Raw genomic sequence first — 16,313 nt, forward strand, 5'->3', positions numbered from 1 at the left:
GAAATTGCAAGCCTGACAGCGCAAACAGTTGCAGGCCGAACAATCGGGCGGCTAGGTGGCGTCATGGAAACGCCATCTCCCTCTGCCGACCCCATTGCCACTCATGAATATGACGTCGTGGTCGTCGGTTCGGGCGCGGCGGGGCTGACGGCGGCCCTTGCGCTGGCCGATAACGTGAAAGTGGCGGTCCTCGCCAAGGGAGGCCTCGCCACCGGGTCCACCGCGTGGGCGCAAGGCGGCATCGCGGCGGTGCTCGACGCAGGCGATACCTTCGAAGAGCATGTGCGCGACACGATGATCGCCGGCGCTGGCCTCAACCGCCGCGAGACGGTGGAATTCGTGATCGAGCGTGCGCCCCACGCCATCGATCGGCTGACTGAACTGGGCGTTCCGTTCAACACCGAAGGCAACGCGCTCCACCTGACGCGCGAAGGGGGCCACTCGCATCGCCGCATCGTTCATGTGGCGGACGCGACCGGCTGGGCGGTGCAGCAGGCTCTGCTCTCGGCGGCGGAAGCCCATCCCAATATCACCCTATTCCCGGGGCGCTCGTGCATTGACCTGATCACCGGGCGGCACGAAATGCGCTATTCGGGGTCCGGCCGGGTCTGGGGCGTCTACGCGCTGGATGAGGAAACCGGACAGGTGGAGGCGTTCACCGGCCGCGCCACCGTGCTGGCCACCGGCGGGGCCGGTCGCGTGTACCAGTTCAGCACTGCCCCGCGCGGCGCGACGGGTGACGGAATCGCCATGGCCTGGCGTGCGGGCGCGCGAGTCTCCAACATGGAGATGATGCAGTTCCATCCGACCTGCCTCTACAATCTCGAGGTCAAGAACTTCCTCATCACCGAAGCCGTGCGAGGAGAGGGCGGGCACTTGATCAACCCGCGTACCGGTAAGCGGTTCATGACGTTCTACGATCCCGAGCGGCTGGAACTGGCCCCGCGCGACGTGGTGGCGCGCGCCATCGATGCGGAGATCAAGCGCTTCGGGCTCGACTACGTCCACCTCGACATCAGCCACCAGCCCCCGGAATTCGTGCGGGAGCATTTCCCGAACATCCACGAAAAGCTGCTGGGCCTCGGCATCGACATGACCAAGGAGCCGATCCCGGTCGTCCCTGCGCAGCACTATACCTGCGGCGGCGTCCTGATTGACCTCAAGGGCCGTACCGATCTGCCGGGGCTTTATGCGGCGGGGGAGTGTACGGAAAGCGGGCTGCATGGCGCGAACCGTCTGGCGTCCAACTCCCTGCTGGAATGCTTCGTCTTTGGCGAAGCGGCAGCGGCCGACATCCGTTCGCAGTGGGAGGGCTTCGCCGCGCCGCCTCCCGTCCGTTCATGGGATGCCAGCCGGGTGACCGACTCCGATGAGGAGGTGGTCATCAAGCAGAACTGGACGGAAATCCGCCGGTTCATGTGGAACTACGTCGGCATTGTACGCACGACCAAGCGGCTCGAACGCGCCCATCACCGCATCCAGATGCTGAATGGCGAGATCGAGGAATACTATCGCCATTTCCGCGTCTCGACCGATCTGATCGAGTTGCGCAATCTGCTACAGAGCGCGGAACTGATCGTCACCAGCGCCCTGAAACGCCACGAAAGCCGAGGGTTGCATTACAACCTCGACTTCCCCGGTATCGATGCCGAACCCGTCGACACCGTATTGGTGCCCTGAAACGGGCAGCCGGGTCCTAGAACCCGATATTCAGGACCCGCCCAAGGAAGATCAGCACGATCGCGCCGATGACCGACGCCAGGCAACCGGCCCGGCTGAAATCGCCGCGCCCGCGGCTGGTCACAAGGCCCGCGACCAAAGAGCCTGCGACACCCAGCAGGATGGTCGCGATCCAGCCCATCGATACGGAGCCGGGATAGAAGAAACGTGCCAGCACGCCGATGAGAAGGCCGCTGATGATGGCACTGATGATGTTCAACATGGCTTGCGCATATCCCCTTCAACGGACACCCCGTCCGCCACGCGCTATTAATGAATGAGGGACGGCGCGGTTGCGTGGGAGGAGGAGAATAGCAGATCGGCTGCGGATGATGGTGGAATTGGGCCCGATGTCGTGGGTGTCACACGGACGCAAATTATGTGGAAAAATAGCGTCCTGAACCCGCATATATCTTCTTGCATTGGCGAGGGGCCAAGATTCTCCGCGCGTCGCACGCCCTCGCTGGCTGACCTGCTGGACACAAAATTCACAGCGGCTAGTCTTGAACCTTTCGTAGGAAAGGGCACTATAGGTTGTGTCGCGTCGTTACGGAGGCACCAACACCTAGGGAAATGCGGTCTTCCGCTGAATGCCTTGGGCGATGGGGCTGCGCTTCCGTTGACTGCGTGCTGGCAAATTTGGCGACTATTTCGTTCTCCCTTTGTACTGTTTTGAGTTACGCTCCGGCATTGTGTCCTCGCGATTCGAAAACAGGCGGGCAGGTGGCGGAACGATCCAGAAGCCGGTTCGACACTGTGATTTTGTTTTCGGGGGCACCGATGGATTTCAGAAGCGGAAGTGACGGTCAGGTGTCTGATTCAGATAATGCGGGAATGAGCGGCGCCGGTTCGGCACAAGCGGAGATTGAAGGATTGTTCCCTTCCGCCGACACCGCACCCCGCAAGCAAAAGGAGGCGGGCATCAGCCCGGCAGTCGCCATGGACAAAACCGATAGCGCCTCGGCGGAACTGGTTGCAGAGCCAAAGAAAAAGGCGGCACCGGTCGATTCCAAGACGATCAATGCCCGTCGCTTCACGATTGTTACGGACACGTCTCGCGATGCCTTGTTGACCGACTTTGGCAAGGAGACGCTGGACGACCGCTATCTCCTGCCGGGTGAGAAATACCAGGATCTGTTCGCTCGCGTGGCCGATGCCTACGCCGACGATCAGGAGCATGCCCAGCGCCTGTACGATTACATCTCGCGCCTGTGGTTCATGCCCGCGACGCCGGTTCTTTCGAATGGCGGCACCGGGCGCGGATTGCCGATTTCGTGCTACCTGAACTCGGTGGATGACAGTCTTGAAGGCATCGTCGCCACTTGGAACGAGAACGTGTGGCTGGCCTCGCGCGGCGGTGGCATCGGTACCTACTGGGGCGCAGTGCGCGGCATTGGCGAGCCAGTTGGCCTCAACGGCAAGACCAGCGGCATCATTCCGTTCGTCCGCGTCATGGATTCGCTGACGCTGGCGATCAGCCAGGGTTCGCTGCGCCGCGGTTCGGCCGCCTGCTATCTCGATGTTTCGCACCCCGAGATCGAGGAGTTCCTGGAAATCCGCAAGCCTTCGGGTGACTTCAACCGCAAGGCGCTCAACCTGCACCATGGCGTGCTGCTCACCGACGAGTTCATGGAAGCGGTGCGCGACGGCACCGAGTTCAAGCTGCGCAGCCCCAAGGACGGTTCCGTTCGAGGCATCGTGGACGCGCGTTCGCTGTTCCAGAAGCTGGTCGAAGTGCGCCTCGCCACCGGCGAACCCTACATCGTGTTTTCCGACACCGTGAACCGCATGATGCCTAAGCATCATCGCGACCTCGGCCTCAAGGTGTCGACGTCGAACCTGTGCTCCGAAATCACTCTTCCAACCGGGCGTGACCACCTCGGCAACGATCGTACGGCTGTCTGCTGCCTCTCCTCGCTCAACCTCGAAACCTGGGAAGAGTGGAAGGGTGACAAGCGCTTTGTGGAAGACGTTCTGCGCTTCCTCGACAACGTGCTGCAGGACTACATCGATCGCGCCCCGAACGAGATGGCCCGCGCAAAGTACTCCGCAGAGCGCGAACGCTCGGTCGGCATGGGCGTCATGGGCTTCCACTCATATCTGCAAAAGCGCGGCATCGGCTTTGAAAGCGCGATGGCCAAGGCGCTGAACCTGCAGATGTTCCAGTACATCAACCAGAAGGCCAACGAGGCATCGATGATGCTGGCCAAGGAGCGCGGCCCTTGTCCCGACGCTGCCGATCAGGGCGTGATGGAACGCTTCAGCTGCAAGATGGCGATCGCGCCCACGGCGTCGATCTCGATCATCTGCGGTGGAACGTCAGCTTGCATCGAGCCGATCCCAGCCAACATCTATACCCACAAGACGCTGTCAGGCAGCTTTGTGGTGAAGAATCCCTACCTCCAGAAGCTGCTCGCCACCAAGAGCAAGGATTCCAACAACGTCTGGAATTCGATCTTGGAACATGGTGGTTCGGTTCAGCACCTGGACTTCCTGTCGATCGACGAAAAGGCCGTCTACAAGACCAGCTTCGAGATCGACCAGCGCTGGCTGCTGGAATTCGCGGCTGATCGCACGCCTTACATTGACCAGGCGCAGTCGTTGAATTTGTTCATCCCCGCCGACGTCGATAAGTGGGATCTGATGATGCTGCACTTTCAAGCGTGGGAGCGGGGCATCAAATCGCTCTATTATCTCCGCTCCAAGTCGGTTCAACGCGCAGGGTTTGCGGGCGGCGTCGAAGCGGACAATACTAACGAACTGGCAAAGTTCGAACTGGCCGCCAGCACGACCGATTATGACGAGTGCCTTGCCTGCCAGTAAGCACGCCGACGAGTTCCACCGAGAGCGGCCTTCCGGGAAACCGGGAGGCCGTTTTCGATTGGACTGGAGTTTCGCTTTGCGTCTCGATTGTGCCAAATAAAAACCCCGGCCTCCCGCAAAGGTGGCCGGGGTTCCAGCTGGCCGTCGGCAATCGCCAACGACCTCCTAGCTCGATGGATCAGTTGGCGCCGGCGCCCATCGGCACGGGTGTTCCTTCCTTGAGATAGACGCGGTTGTCATCGATCTTATCTACGTTCTCGATGGCAATGTAGTGATGCTCGCCATCGGCACTGTCGGTACGGGTCAGCTTGATCTGATCGTCCTTCACGTCGTCAACGGTACCAACGTGTTGGCCGGTGCTGGTGGCGACTTCCATGTGCTCACGAATGCGGAGTTTCTCAAACATCGACAGTCTCCAAAATTCTCGGGGGATGTGCCGATGTAACCGCTGGCCGTGGCGCTTCGTTCCTTCGTTCGTCCTCCGCCCGCAACACTTCGCAGCGCTGCTGACATTAATCCGTCATGGCTCAGCCCCAAGCCCGAACGAAGCATCGCCACGTGTCGCCAGAATCACGGTTTCGCCATCGATCCCGCCGACCATTGTAGTCGACACGAAACTGGGCTGCTTGCCGCTCGCGTGCTCGGCGAGAAGCAGTTCGTCGCCATCCAAGCCTTCCACGGTGCCGACAATATTGCCCGCGTCGTCCACCACCTTCATGCCCTTGTGGATGGCGCCGAACGGCGTTTGCCAGCCTTCTTCGCTGTCAGGTGTTGGCGTGACCATGTGTTCCTCCATTGCGGGTCCGCAGGCAAGCCGCCCGCATCAGCAGGAACAATGCACCGCCGAAGGGGACGGTTCCGATGATTGAATGGCCCTCCTGACCACGCCGCCATAATCCTTAGGCGGCAGGCCGCGAAGGCTCGGGAGTTATACCGCGTGCTTGGCGCCGAAACGACCGTGTTTGCGAAAGCGGACCATCCAACGGTCAAGGAAAAGCCCGATAGGCCGTGGGGTGACCCCCAGTTCGGCCATGCCCGGTGCCGAACCGCTGGCGACGCTACCCGCCTTCAGCAGCTTGAACTGATCCGAACTGATCGGAGCGCCGGGCAACCACCCTGTGGCGCTGGCGATGAGGCCCGACACCGAATCAGGCAATTCGATGAACCCGCGTGACCGACCTTGCGCCGCTGCGATCCGCTCATTGAGCGACAGCATCGTAATGACTTCGGGACCGGCAAGTTCATATGTCTTCCCGCCGTGCAGTTCGGGCGCGGCAACCGCTTTGGCGATTGCCTCAGCCACGTCATCGACGAAGATGGGCTGCAACTTCGCTTGCGGGCCGAATACGGGAAGGGCAGGAAACCGGGAAATCAGTTCGGCAAACATCATGACAAGCTTGTCGTCTGGGCCGAACAGCAGCGAAGGCCGAACGATCGTTGCCGTTGGGAATGCGGCCAGCACCGCCTGCTCGCCCTCGGCCTTGGTGCGCGCATAATCCACGTCCGAGGCTGCATCAGCTCCGATCGCGGATACATGCAGGAACGCGCTCGCCCCAGCCTCCGCAGCAGCAGCGGCCACCTGGCCGGCGCCCTTGCCCTGAAGTGCGTCGAGATTACCGGCGAATGCGCCTACGAGGTTGATGACGACATCCGACCCAGCCAGCGCCGCGGCCAGGGAGGCGCGGCGCAGTACGTCGACGGACACGAACTGAACCTGGCCCAGATTCCCCAGCGTCTTGATGGCAAACGCCTTCTTGGGATGGCGGCTGGCGATCCGCAGGCGACCGCCGCGAGACAGCAACTCCTGGGCCAAGTGCCGCCCGACGAAGCCGCTCCCGCCAAGGATGGTCACGATCTTGCCGTTGAACGAATTGGGTACGTCGGTCACGGGGCTGGAACTCATGGTAAGTGTCGATCCTTCCGTCGCCGCGCGGCACCAAATCCCGCGCTGCAGCACTTGATTTGCCCCTGCCACAAGGCCGTGGATGGGGCAACCGGGCATTCCGCCAATCGCTGCCGTGGCAACGCTTCGCTAACAAGACGAAAAAGAACGCAGTTCGTTGCGGCGATGTGGTGTTGACAACCATTCAACCGCTGCGTAGAGGCGCCCTCCTACCCAGCAAGGAAGGCACCTCGCCCCCTTGCTACCGTGCCCAGATGGCGGAATTGGTAGACGCACCAGCTTCAGGTGCTGGCGCTCGCAAGGGCGTGGAGGTTCGAGTCCTCTTCTGGGCACCATTTGTTCTTCCGGGGACGTCCGGGAACGTCCGAAAAATGGCTGATTTCAGCCGTTTTTTGTGCTAAGATCGTCCGGTCAAATCCGGGCTGATCCGGCACCAATCGGGAACAAATATGGTATCCTGCATGGTATCGAAGGCCCCTTATGGACGGGCCGATGCCATGGGAAAACTCTTCGCGACGACCGTTACGAGCGCCAGGCCAAGGGAGCGCGAATACAAGCTCACCGACGGCGCCGGCCTCTATCTCCTCGTCAAGCCGAACGGCCGCAAGCTTTGGCGGCTGAACTACGCCTATCTCGGCAAGCAGCGCACGCTTTCCTTCGGCGCCTGGCCCGACGTCGGCCTCGCCGACGCGCGCGAGCGGCGCGACGAGGCGCGCAAGCTGATCGCCGCCGGCCTCGATCCCTCGCACGAAGCGAAGCTTGCCGAAGCGCGCGCGATGCTGTCCGAGGAAAATAGCTTCAAGCTGGTCGCCGAGGAATGGGTCGCCAAGCAGGAGCGCGAGGGCATGTCGGAGGTCACGCTCAGCAAGATCCGCTGGCTGCTCGCCAAGGCCTATCCCAGGATCGGCAGCCGTCCGGTAGCCAAGATCACCCCGCAGGAAGCGCTGGCCGTGCTCCGCGCGATCGAGGCCACCGGTCGCTACGAAAGCGCGCGCCGGATGCGCAGCGTCCTCGGTCGCGTGTTCCGCTACGCCATCGCCACCACGCGCGCCGAAATGGATCCATCCCGCGATTTGCGCGGCGCGCTGACCGTTCCCAAGGCCAAGCATCTCGCCGCCATCACCACGCCCAAGGGCGCGGGCGAACTGATGCGCGCCATCGAGGGGTACACCGGCCACGCCATTACCCTGTTTGGGCTCAGGCTGTCGGCCCATCTGTTCGTGCGACCGGGCGAATTGCGCCAGGCCGAGTGGAGCGAATTCGACTTTGACCGCTCGGTCTGGAATATCCCCGAGCAGAAGATGAAGATGCGTCGGCCGCACCGTGTGCCGCTGTCCACGCAGGTCATCGCGCTCTTCGAACAGCTCTGGGAACTGACGGGCACGGGACGATATTGCTTTCCCTCTTTCCGCTCGCCGCTTCGCCCGATGTCCGAGAATACGGTCAACGCCGCCCTTCGAGCGCTCGGTTTCAGCCAGGAGGAGATGACGGCGCACGGCTTCCGGGCGATGGCGGCGACGCTGCTCAACGAAACGGGCAAGTTCACCCCCGACGCCATCGAGCGCCAGCTCGCCCATATGGAGACCAACGCCATAAGGCGCGCCTACACGCGCGGCGAATATTGGGACGAGCGCGTGCGCATGATGCAGTACTGGTCGGATCAGCTCGACGAGATGCGCGACGGCGCGAGGGTCTTGAAGCCCAACTTCCGACGCGCCTGAGGCTCCCGGCCTAGTGGTCACGATAGCTCCTCTCCGTCACTTCGGCGATCGACCGGAAGACAGCGCACGAACCCTGTGTGAGCGGATCATGGGCCTGCACATGCGCTTGCGCCCATTCCAGCCACTCGGCGGCAGGCCTGCCGCCAATTTCCAATGAAGAATCCGGGATCGCGGCGCGCAGCGCCATGAGGAAATCCCGCGCCAGTTCAGCGTCGCGCCATCTGCCGGCCTGCTCGAGGAAGCATCGGAAGCGGTCGCGGTCGAGCTTGAGCTCCTGCGCCAGGATTTGGCGGCGCCGTTGCTCGGTCTCCCGCAGTCGCTGCCGCTCCTCTGCCTCTTCGCGCGCAGCCGCCATCATCGGGAATGCCGCAAGCAGGGTGGTGAGTATGTCGCCCAACCTGTCCTCGATCATGCCCTTGCGGCCGTCCTGCCAGGCGCGGGGCAAGTCGCCGGGCAACCAGCGCTTGATCTCGAAGACCAGCACATCCGTCTCGACCAGTTCTCGCCGGTATTGCTTGCCGGAGCCATGCCACCGTCTCTCTTCGAGAGTAAGGAGTTGGCGCACTTCCTTGAGCCGGGGCCTGAGTTGAAACGCGATCTCGTCCTGTCCGCACCGCGCAACGGGACCATGCCGGTCTGTCTCGGCGACCACGATCTTCTCTGCTTCCAAGGCTTTGAACAGGGTGTCCAATATCCTGAGACGACGCCGTTCGATCGGCGTGAAAGGCGCGGCCTGGACCGGCCGGCTGGGCCAGATATCATAGACCAGCCGGCCCCTGGCGATTGCCTCCCTTCGATTTGCAAGCCAGCCGGCAACGATGGGGTGCGGATCCGAAAGCCGATCGGCCACGCGCACCGCTTTGCCATTCTGGCGGGCCGCTGCAAGAGGGTCGTGCGCAGTTGACGACGCACCACCATCGGGGTGGGGGGTAATTTCTATCTTCTCGTCCATGCCGACTTTTGCGGGCGGCAAGGCCGGCACGTCGGTCTCCTTTCCGGCCGCGACCTTGTTCCAGTGCCCGGGCCGAGGACGCGGAATATCGAAACGGTCGCAGAGTTTGGCGAGGCTCTGATCCGAGATACCAAAGCGCCTTGCGAGGTGGCAGAGAGGTTCGGCCCAGACCAGGGCATGAAGTTCGGTGCGGGACAACAATGCATGGACCAGCGGGGTGGTGGGCATATCCATCGGACAGTCTTTCACTCCAAAGCCACATGCATGAGGACGCCGGAAGCTGCCGATCCGCCGCCCAAAACCGTTTCGCCATCAGTCCATGACGCTCGGATTCAGAAATACCCGACAAGAAAAATTCATCGGCAATGACGCTGCTCGATTTGAAGGATATTATGCCTGTTCAGAGCCTTAAATCGCCTTGTCGCGCAGCACCGGGCTTGCGTCTTGAAAGACCTGCGATAAGCTCAAGGCGCGCCATCGATGCATGGTGCCGAGGCGTGAGAACCTCGTGCGAGATGAAATGGATCCGCCATCGTGCGGCCGGGTGGCCGACGCGCATGTCCAAGCCGTTCGCGGCCAAAGGCGTTGGCGCATGTGCTCGTGCATGTTCTCAACACCCGGCTTTCGCCGGCATCGCCTCGCCAGACGCGAGGAGATGCGATCGATGCGATCCACAGCCGGGATCGGCGCACTGCGCCACAAGCCATGCGGCCTGCACTAGGAGCGGCCCGTTTGCCGATCGACGAAGGCGAGCCGCTGCCGCCGGCGCATGATCGCGTGACATCGATGGAGCCGACCATCGATGAATTGTACCGAAGTGAAAGGCCACGGCTCCTGCGCTTCCTCGATCGTCGCGCTCCTGACGACCGCGCCGAGGAGATCGTCCAGCAGGTCTTCACCCGGCTCGTTGCCCGCGCGCAGACCGATGCCGTCGCGATCCATTCGCCCGGAGCCTATCTGCGCGAGGCCGCGCACAATCTCCTGCGCGATCACGCCCGCACCGCTGCCCGCAATCACCAGTCGCAGCATGTGCCGATCGACGATGTCGAAATTGGCAGCGGGGATCCTGTCGCCGCGCTTGAGGCGCGCGACCGTCTTGCCCGTATCGAACAGGCCGTCCTGCGCCTCAAGCCGCTGACCCGCCAAATATTTCTCGCTTGCCGCCTTGATGGCTATAGTTACGCCGAAATCGCGGAACAGACGGGATTGAGCGTGCGAGGCGTGGAAAAGCAGATGAGCCGGGCCATCAAGCAACTTGGGCGACACCTCAGCGATCATGGCTGACAAAGTTCGTGCCATTCCGCGCGCTATCCGGGATGCCGCCGGGGACTGGCTGGCGCGTCGGCAGGAACCCGCCCGACCCGATGTCGAGCGGGCCTTCGCCGTCTGGATGGATGCCGATCCGCGCCATCGGATCGCCTATGAGCAGGCGGAGCACAATTGGCAGGATAGCCGATTGCTGGCCGACAGCGACGTCGGTCGCACGCGAAAGCTGGTTCGCGCGCCATTCCTGATGCGGCACAGCACCCATGTTGCGGCTGCCAGCCTTGGCGTCGTCGTCCTGCTCGGGATCGGCGGTGTCGGCTTGCTGCGCTATGGATCCCCCCTCGAACTGGTTTCTCCGGCGCAAGCCGCGACCTACGAAACCGCGCTGGGCGAAATCAGGACCATATCGCTGGCGGACGGATCCCAGCTCACGCTCGACACCGCCACGCGCGTGCGTGTCACCCTTTCCGCGAGTGAGCGGAAGGTCTCGCTGGAACGAGGCCGCGCGCGCTTTCGCGTTGCCCCGGACGGCAAGCGCCCCTTCACCGTTACGATTCCCGGCGGCACTGTCGTTGCGCGAAGCACGCTGTTCGATGTCAGCGTGGAAAGGGGAAGTCCTGTGGTGGCGGTGATCAAGGGGCGGGTCGATCTCACCACCACAAGTGATGCAGCCTCCCATCCAGCCCGAACGCTTGCCGCAGGGCAGACCGCAGACTTGGGCAATGCCGACACGCCCCGTCCTACGTTGCCGGCCGAAACCCAATGGGTGTCCGGCATGCTGGCGCTGGACAGCGGTCCGCTCGGCGAGGCCGTCGCCGCCATCAACCGCTACAACCGCATCCAGATACGTCTTGCCGAGCCTGAGCTGGCCCGCTTGTCGGTTACCGGCGCGTTCCAGGTGCGCAATCCGGACGCGTTCGCCCGGGCCGTGGCGGCGACATTCGGGCTCGGTATCGACCGAACCGATCCGGGCGTGATCCTTCTTCGCCGCGCGCCGTAGGACATTTTGACCCTTCGCTGAAAAATCTGTCGTGGGTTTTCAGAACCCGGCGTCTCCCCGCCAACCAGCCACGACGTGGCCAGGGGGGAGACACAGGGTAATGGTTCGATTTGACGCAAGATATCTGTTCAACAGCATTGCTGCCGTGGCGCTGGTGGCGGGCCCTTCGGTCGCGCGAAGCCAGGACGTAAAGCGCCATTCCTTTGAAGTGCCGGCGCAAGATCTAGGCACGTCGCTTCAGGCGCTGGCACTTCAATCCGGCATCACCGTGCTGGTCGACAGCAAGATCGTGGCGGGCAAGCAGGCCCCGGCGCTTCACGGTTCCTACACCGTCGAGGAAGCGCTGCGCATCCTGCTCGACCAATCCGGGCTGGCCTACACGTCTGTCGATGGCGGCTTTGCCGTACGGCAGGCCCGCACAAGCCGTGACGACAGTTCGACAAATGACCGGCAGGATATCATCGTCACGGGAAGCCGGCTGCGCGGTGCCGCGATTGCTTCGCCAGTGGTACGGATCGGTCAGGAAGAGATCCGCGATTCCGGCCAGGCTGGGTTGGGCGACGTTGTCCGCCGTATCCCGCAAAGCTTTGGAGGCGGACAGAACCCCGGCATCGGCATGAATGTCCCCGACGCCAGTGGCGTCGACGTTGGCGGCGGATCATCCATCAATCTGCGTGGTCTTGGGAGCGATGCGACGCTCACGCTGCTCAATGGTCGCCGTCTCGCCTATACTGCAGTTCGGCAGAGCGTCGATGTATCGGGGATCCCGATTTCCGCTGTCGATCGCATCGAGGTCGTACCGGACGGCGCCTCGGCGATCTACGGCTCGGACGCGGTGGCCGGCGTCGCCAACATCATCCTGCGCCGGGACTATGACGGCCTCGAAACCAGTGCCCGCTTGGCGGGAACCACGGACGGAGGCGATTTCCAGCAGCAATATGGCGCGCTGGCCGGGCGCACATGGGCATCGGGCGGGCTGTTCGCAGCCTATGAATATGGCAGCAACAGCGCGATCCGCGCGAGCCAGCGGTCCTTTGCCGCGACACGCTCGCCGGGGCTCGATCTGTACCCGGCACTGCGCCATCACATCGTCGTTGCCAGCGGACATCAGGACCTGGGAAGCGGCCTGACCTTCTCGATCGACGGGCTCTACAATATCCGTTGGAGCGACCTGACATTTCCGACGGTGGCAGGTGGCGATCTCGACGAAGGCAAGGCGACCTTCTCCTCGGTCGACAAGTCCTTCGGCGTCGCGCCGACCCTTACGCTCGATCTGTCTGGCGGTTGGCAGATTGCGCTTGGTGGAACCTATGGCAGGGAGCGGGTCGACTATCATCAGGTCGAATGCGCCCTGACGGTGTGCAGCGATTCCGGCCCCAGTTATTATCGCAACACAGCCAAATCGGTCGAGATCAATGCCAATGGCGACCTCTTCCGCCTGCCCGGCGGGACCGCCAAGATCGCCATTGGCGGCGGCTATCGTGACATTGGCTTCGAGCGGTTCGTTGGGACCGGGAGCGCGGTCAATACCGTCGCGTCTCAGGACAATCTGTTCGCTTTCGGGGAATTGAGTCTCCCCCTCGTCGGCCCGGACCAGCACCTGCCGCTCATGACCAAGATCGATGCGAGTGCCGCCCTGCGCTATGAGCGTTACCCCGGCATCGGCGACGTCGCCACGCCCAAGCTCGGTCTGTCATGGGCGATGACGCCTGATATCAGCCTCAAGGGAAGCTGGGGAAAATCCTTCCGCGCGCCAACGCTCTATCAGCAATATCAGCCGCGCGCGGTCTACCTGTTTCCTCCCGCAGCGTTGGGTGTGACGGGGACGTCGGCAAGCGAGGGAGCCATTCTCATCCTCGGTGGCAATCCCGATCTCAAGCCGGAAAAGGCGACGACCTGGTCGACCACGCTTGCCCTGCATCCGCGCGCACTGCCGGGCGCGAGCCTTGAGGTCAGCTATTTCAGCGTACGCTATCGCGACCGGATCGTATCGCCGATCACCTTGCTGGCCCAGGCCTTGAGCAATCCCATCTACGCCGACCAGATCATCCTTAACCCGAGCGCAACTCAACAGGCGGCCGCCATCGCCAGTGCGGGCACCTTCCTCAACATCACCGGCGTGCCCTATGATCCGGCCAACGTCGTCGCGATTGTCGACAATGCCAATCTCAATGCCGGGCGCCAGCGCGCGAGGGGCTTCGATGTGCTGGCGAGCTACAATGCCGCAATTGCGCCAGACCAGCGACTGCGCCTGTCGCTCGACATCGCCTATCTCGAAAGCGACCAGCAACTCAGCGCTGGTCAGCCCACCTATGACCTTGCCGGCACCATCTTCAATCCGCCCCATTGGCGCGGACAGGCTGCGGTCGCATGGACTGGCGGCAATCTCACTCTGGCGGCCAACGGCAATTACACCGGCGGTGTCAGTGACACCCGCTCGACACCGGCCGTGCGCATCGGTTCGATGACCACGCTCGATCTCACCGCGCGCTACAGGGTCGAGCCCGGTGCACCGCTCGGCGGCCTCGAGTTCAGCCTGTCGGTCCAGAACCTCTTCAACGACAAGCCCGACCCGATCGCGACGTCGATACCCTACGATACGCCTTACGACTCGACCAATTATTCTCCGGTCGGCCGGATGATCGCCTTTGGGATCACCCGGCAATGGTGAGCGCCAATATCAGGGGCTGCCTCGGCCTTGTGGTCTTGTGCCTGCTGTTTCCCGCCACGGCGTGGGCGAACTGCGAAGAGGTGCTGCCCGCGCATGAAGCATCGAGTATCGTGAAACGCGACCTTACGGCAGCGGACCTCATCCAGCTGCGCGAGATCGGCGATCCCGATTCCACGGTCTTCAATGGCCCAAGCCCGTTCGCGGTCTCGCCGGACAGCAGTCGTATCGCTTATATAATCAACCGCGCGGATCTCGCGACGAATAGCTATTGCCGCGCACTGGTCGTCAGCGGACTGACGGGCGTCGGCCCACCCGATATTGTCGATCGGGGCGGCGAACTCATCAAGATCATGGACGTGCAGCGCGGCTTTTACCTGCCGAGCGGCGCCACGCGCACCATTGTTCCGTCCTGGGCGCCCGATGGGCGCAGGCTAGCCTATCTGCGGCGCGACAATGGCGTGACGCAGGCATGGGTGGCACAGGCGGACGGAAGCGGTGCGCGTGCGGTCACGCGTTCGAACATCGATGTCGAAGCCGTGGCCTGGAGCAAGGATGGATCACGGCTACTCTACGGCACGCGAAAAGGCGCGGCGGCCGTGCAGGCGGAACTGGATCGCGAAGGCCAGTCGGGGTGGCTGTACGACCGCCGCGTCTCGCCGGAGATTTCCGCGCGGCCGCTCACCCCGGCCACCGAGGCGCTGGACGTCAGCGCCGTCGATTTGCGTACCGGCGCGATCATGCCGGCAGATGCCGCAGAGCAAGCGGCAGTCGAACGCGCCGCGCCCGCCGATATGCCGGTGGATCCGGAAGCCATCAGTGATGACGGCCGCAAAGCGCACCTCAAGCGTCCGGACAGTTCGCCGCTGACGCCCGCGAGGCTCGTCGTCACGAACGGCGACAGCAGTCGGCGCTGCGATGCCGAGGCTTGTGCAGGCGGAATCGTCTCCCTCTGGTGGCAAGGCGCATCGGTACTCATTCTGCGCCGGGAAGGTTGGGCCAAGGAAGCGATGGCGCTCTATCGCTGGCGACCCGGCGCTGCCCGTCCCACCGCGTTGTTGCGCACGACCGACGTGCTGCACGGCTGCATGATGGCTGGTGCCGAACTGGTCTGTACCCGCGAAGACAGCAGCACGCCTCGCAAGGTGGTTGCCATCAACACTGCGAACGGCAGGGTGCGCACCATTTTCGAACCTAATCCCGAATTTTACGGCATTCGCCTGGGTTCCGTCACTCGGCTCCGATGGCGGAACGATCTTGGCCTGGAAGCATGGGGTGACCTGGTCCTGCCGCCGGGGCACAAGCCCGGAGAGAAACTGCCGATGGTCGTCGTACAATATCATAGCGACGGCTTTCTGCGCGGTGGCACCGGCGACGATTATCCGATCTTCCTGCTCGCCCAGCGCGGCATTGCCGTCCTCAGTACCGAGCGGCCCAATTTCTTCGCGGCGGCCTTTCCCCAGCTCAAGACCTGGTATGAGATCAATGCCGCCAACCAGAAGGACTGGGGTGAACGCCGCAGTCTCCTCTCCTCGGTCCTCACCGGCGTGGGCATGGCAGTTGAACGTGGCGACATCGATCCGGCGCGCGTAGGCATCACGGGCCTGAGTGACGGCGCTTCAACCGTTGCCTTCGCCTTGATCAACTCAAAAGCCTTCGCAGCCGCGGCGCTCAGTACCTGCTGCATGGAACCCAACACAACGGCCACCTATGGCGGCATCGCCTGGGCAGAGTGGCTGCGCGGGATGGGCTATCCGCCCGCTACCCGGGACCATCCAGGCTTCTGGCGCGACATGTCGCTGGCCCGTAATGCTGCCCGGATCGATACGCCGCTGCTCATGCAACTCGCCGACAATGAGTACCGGCTGGCGCTCGAAGCCTTCGGCGCCCTTCACGAGCAGAACAAGCCGGTGGAGATGTATGTCTATCCCGACGAATTCCACGTGAAATGGCAGCCGGTCCACCGGCGCGCCGTCTATGAGCGTAACCTGGACTGGTTCTCCTTCTGGCTTCAGGGACGGGAGGATTCGGATGCCGCAAAGATCGCGCAATATCGCCGATGGCGCGCCATGCGATCCGGTGCGCAGCCCTCACCTGAGCCGGTTCCAGTCCGCTAGCTTGCTGATATCCGTCCGACCTAGCGAGGGCAGAAAATCGCATGGGCATCCGTTTCTGAGGGAAATCATATGACTGCGCCCGACCATAGATGGTCATTCCACGACCGGCGCGTAAATGGCTACTTTTAATGGAACGCGTCATTC

General features: G+C 62.8%; 12 protein-coding genes and 1 tRNA gene. 8 read left to right on the forward strand and 5 right to left on the reverse strand.

From position 1 onward, the window contains the following. Nucleotides 1-63 precede the first annotated feature (63 nt). The gene (nadB, locus tag ACZ1JM_RS15405; protein WP_465133247.1) at nt 64-1,680 is read left to right on the forward strand and encodes an L-aspartate oxidase; all 1,617 of its coding nucleotides are present in this window, start codon (nt 64-66) and stop codon (nt 1,678-1,680) included. Nucleotides 1,681-1,696: 16 nt separating this feature from the next. On the opposite strand, the gene ACZ1JM_RS15410 is transcribed toward nadB, so the two are convergent. Continuing rightward, nucleotides 1,697-1,942 (reverse strand): GlsB/YeaQ/YmgE family stress response membrane protein, encoded by a 246-nt coding sequence (locus ACZ1JM_RS15410; protein ID WP_465133248.1) that lies wholly within the window; start codon nt 1,940-1,942, stop codon nt 1,697-1,699. Between the two features lie 716 nt (nt 1,943-2,658). Between ACZ1JM_RS15410 and ACZ1JM_RS15415 the strand changes: the two genes are divergently transcribed. Beyond that, nucleotides 2,659-4,542, forward strand: a complete 1,884-nt coding sequence (locus tag ACZ1JM_RS15415) for a ribonucleoside-diphosphate reductase subunit alpha (protein ID WP_465135095.1) — start codon at nt 2,659-2,661, stop codon at nt 4,540-4,542. A 178-nt stretch (nt 4,543-4,720) separates the two neighbouring features. On the opposite strand, the gene ACZ1JM_RS15420 is transcribed toward ACZ1JM_RS15415, so the two are convergent. The 3 genes from ACZ1JM_RS15420 to ACZ1JM_RS15430 all read right to left on the reverse strand — a co-directional run bounded on the left by ACZ1JM_RS15420 (nt 4,721) and on the right by ACZ1JM_RS15430 (nt 6,445). Beyond that, nucleotides 4,721-4,948 (reverse strand): DUF2171 domain-containing protein, encoded by a 228-nt coding sequence (locus ACZ1JM_RS15420; protein WP_465133249.1) that lies wholly within the window; start codon nt 4,946-4,948, stop codon nt 4,721-4,723. 114 nt (nt 4,949-5,062) lie between these two features. Further along, entirely contained in the window at nt 5,063-5,326 is a 264-nt protein-coding gene (locus ACZ1JM_RS15425) for a DUF2171 domain-containing protein (RefSeq protein WP_465133250.1), read from the reverse strand. Between the two features lie 144 nt (nt 5,327-5,470). After that, nucleotides 5,471-6,445 (reverse strand): complex I NDUFA9 subunit family protein, encoded by a 975-nt coding sequence (locus tag ACZ1JM_RS15430; protein WP_465133251.1) that lies wholly within the window; start codon nt 6,443-6,445, stop codon nt 5,471-5,473. A 248-nt stretch (nt 6,446-6,693) separates the two neighbouring features. Between ACZ1JM_RS15430 and ACZ1JM_RS15435 the strand changes: the two genes are divergently transcribed. Then, a tRNA-Leu gene (locus tag ACZ1JM_RS15435) sits at nt 6,694-6,780 on the forward strand. A gap of 162 nt (nt 6,781-6,942) precedes the next feature. Beyond that, nucleotides 6,943-8,166 (forward strand): tyrosine-type recombinase/integrase, encoded by a 1,224-nt coding sequence (locus tag ACZ1JM_RS15440; protein ID WP_465133252.1) that lies wholly within the window; start codon nt 6,943-6,945, stop codon nt 8,164-8,166. Nucleotides 8,167-8,176: 10 nt separating this feature from the next. Here ACZ1JM_RS15440 and ACZ1JM_RS15445 read toward each other — a convergent pair whose 3' ends face one another. Further along, on the reverse strand, nt 8,177-9,352 hold the full coding sequence (locus ACZ1JM_RS15445) for a hypothetical protein (protein WP_465133253.1): 1,176 nt from the start codon (nt 9,350-9,352) through the stop codon (nt 8,177-8,179). A 360-nt stretch (nt 9,353-9,712) separates the two neighbouring features. On the opposite strand from ACZ1JM_RS15445, the gene ACZ1JM_RS15450 reads away from it, so the two are divergent. The 4 genes from ACZ1JM_RS15450 to ACZ1JM_RS15465 all read left to right on the forward strand — a co-directional run bounded on the left by ACZ1JM_RS15450 (nt 9,713) and on the right by ACZ1JM_RS15465 (nt 16,169). Further along, the gene (locus ACZ1JM_RS15450; RefSeq protein WP_465133254.1) at nt 9,713-10,402 is read left to right on the forward strand and encodes an RNA polymerase sigma factor; all 690 of its coding nucleotides are present in this window, start codon (nt 9,713-9,715) and stop codon (nt 10,400-10,402) included. Then, complete coding sequence (locus ACZ1JM_RS15455) at nt 10,395-11,384, forward strand: FecR family protein (protein ID WP_465133255.1); 990 nt, start codon at nt 10,395-10,397, stop codon at nt 11,382-11,384. Before ACZ1JM_RS15450 ends, ACZ1JM_RS15455 begins: the two co-directional genes overlap by 8 nt. 100 nt (nt 11,385-11,484) lie before the next feature. Continuing rightward, nucleotides 11,485-14,055 carry a TonB-dependent receptor domain-containing protein gene (locus ACZ1JM_RS15460; protein ID WP_465133256.1) on the forward strand — a complete coding sequence of 857 codons (2,571 nt, stop codon included), beginning with the start codon at nt 11,485-11,487 and terminating at the stop codon, nt 14,053-14,055. Beyond that, entirely contained in the window at nt 14,049-16,169 is a 2,121-nt protein-coding gene (locus ACZ1JM_RS15465) for an Atxe2 family lasso peptide isopeptidase (protein ID WP_465133257.1), read from the forward strand. Before ACZ1JM_RS15460 ends, ACZ1JM_RS15465 begins: the two co-directional genes overlap by 7 nt. Nucleotides 16,170-16,313: the final 144 nt, after the last annotated feature.

The organism is Novosphingobium sp. BL-S-24 (assembly GCF_055521575.1).

Bases quoted from the DNA above. Each gene is read 5' to 3' on its own strand.
- ACZ1JM_RS15415 (WP_465135095.1), top strand. From the start codon at position 2,659: ATGGACAAAACCGATAGCGCCTCGGCGGAACTGGTTGCAGAGCCAAAG.
- ACZ1JM_RS15430 (WP_465133251.1), bottom strand. From the start codon at position 6,445: ATGAGTTCCAGCCCCGTGACCGACGTACCCAATTCGTTCAACGGCAAG.
- ACZ1JM_RS15460 (WP_465133256.1), top strand. From the start codon at position 11,485: ATGGTTCGATTTGACGCAAGATATCTGTTCAACAGCATTGCTGCCGTG.
- nadB (WP_465133247.1), top strand. From the start codon at position 64: ATGGAAACGCCATCTCCCTCTGCCGACCCCATTGCCACTCATGAATAT.
- ACZ1JM_RS15425 (WP_465133250.1), bottom strand. From the start codon at position 5,326: ATGGTCACGCCAACACCTGACAGCGAAGAAGGCTGGCAAACGCCGTTC.
- ACZ1JM_RS15410 (WP_465133248.1), bottom strand. From the start codon at position 1,942: ATGTTGAACATCATCAGTGCCATCATCAGCGGCCTTCTCATCGGCGTG.
- ACZ1JM_RS15445 (WP_465133253.1), bottom strand. From the start codon at position 9,352: ATGGATATGCCCACCACCCCGCTGGTCCATGCATTGTTGTCCCGCACC.
- ACZ1JM_RS15455 (WP_465133255.1), top strand. From the start codon at position 10,395: ATGGCTGACAAAGTTCGTGCCATTCCGCGCGCTATCCGGGATGCCGCC.
- ACZ1JM_RS15440 (WP_465133252.1), top strand. From the start codon at position 6,943: ATGGGAAAACTCTTCGCGACGACCGTTACGAGCGCCAGGCCAAGGGAG.
- ACZ1JM_RS15420 (WP_465133249.1), bottom strand. From the start codon at position 4,948: ATGTTTGAGAAACTCCGCATTCGTGAGCACATGGAAGTCGCCACCAGC.
- ACZ1JM_RS15465 (WP_465133257.1), top strand. From the start codon at position 14,049: ATGGTGAGCGCCAATATCAGGGGCTGCCTCGGCCTTGTGGTCTTGTGC.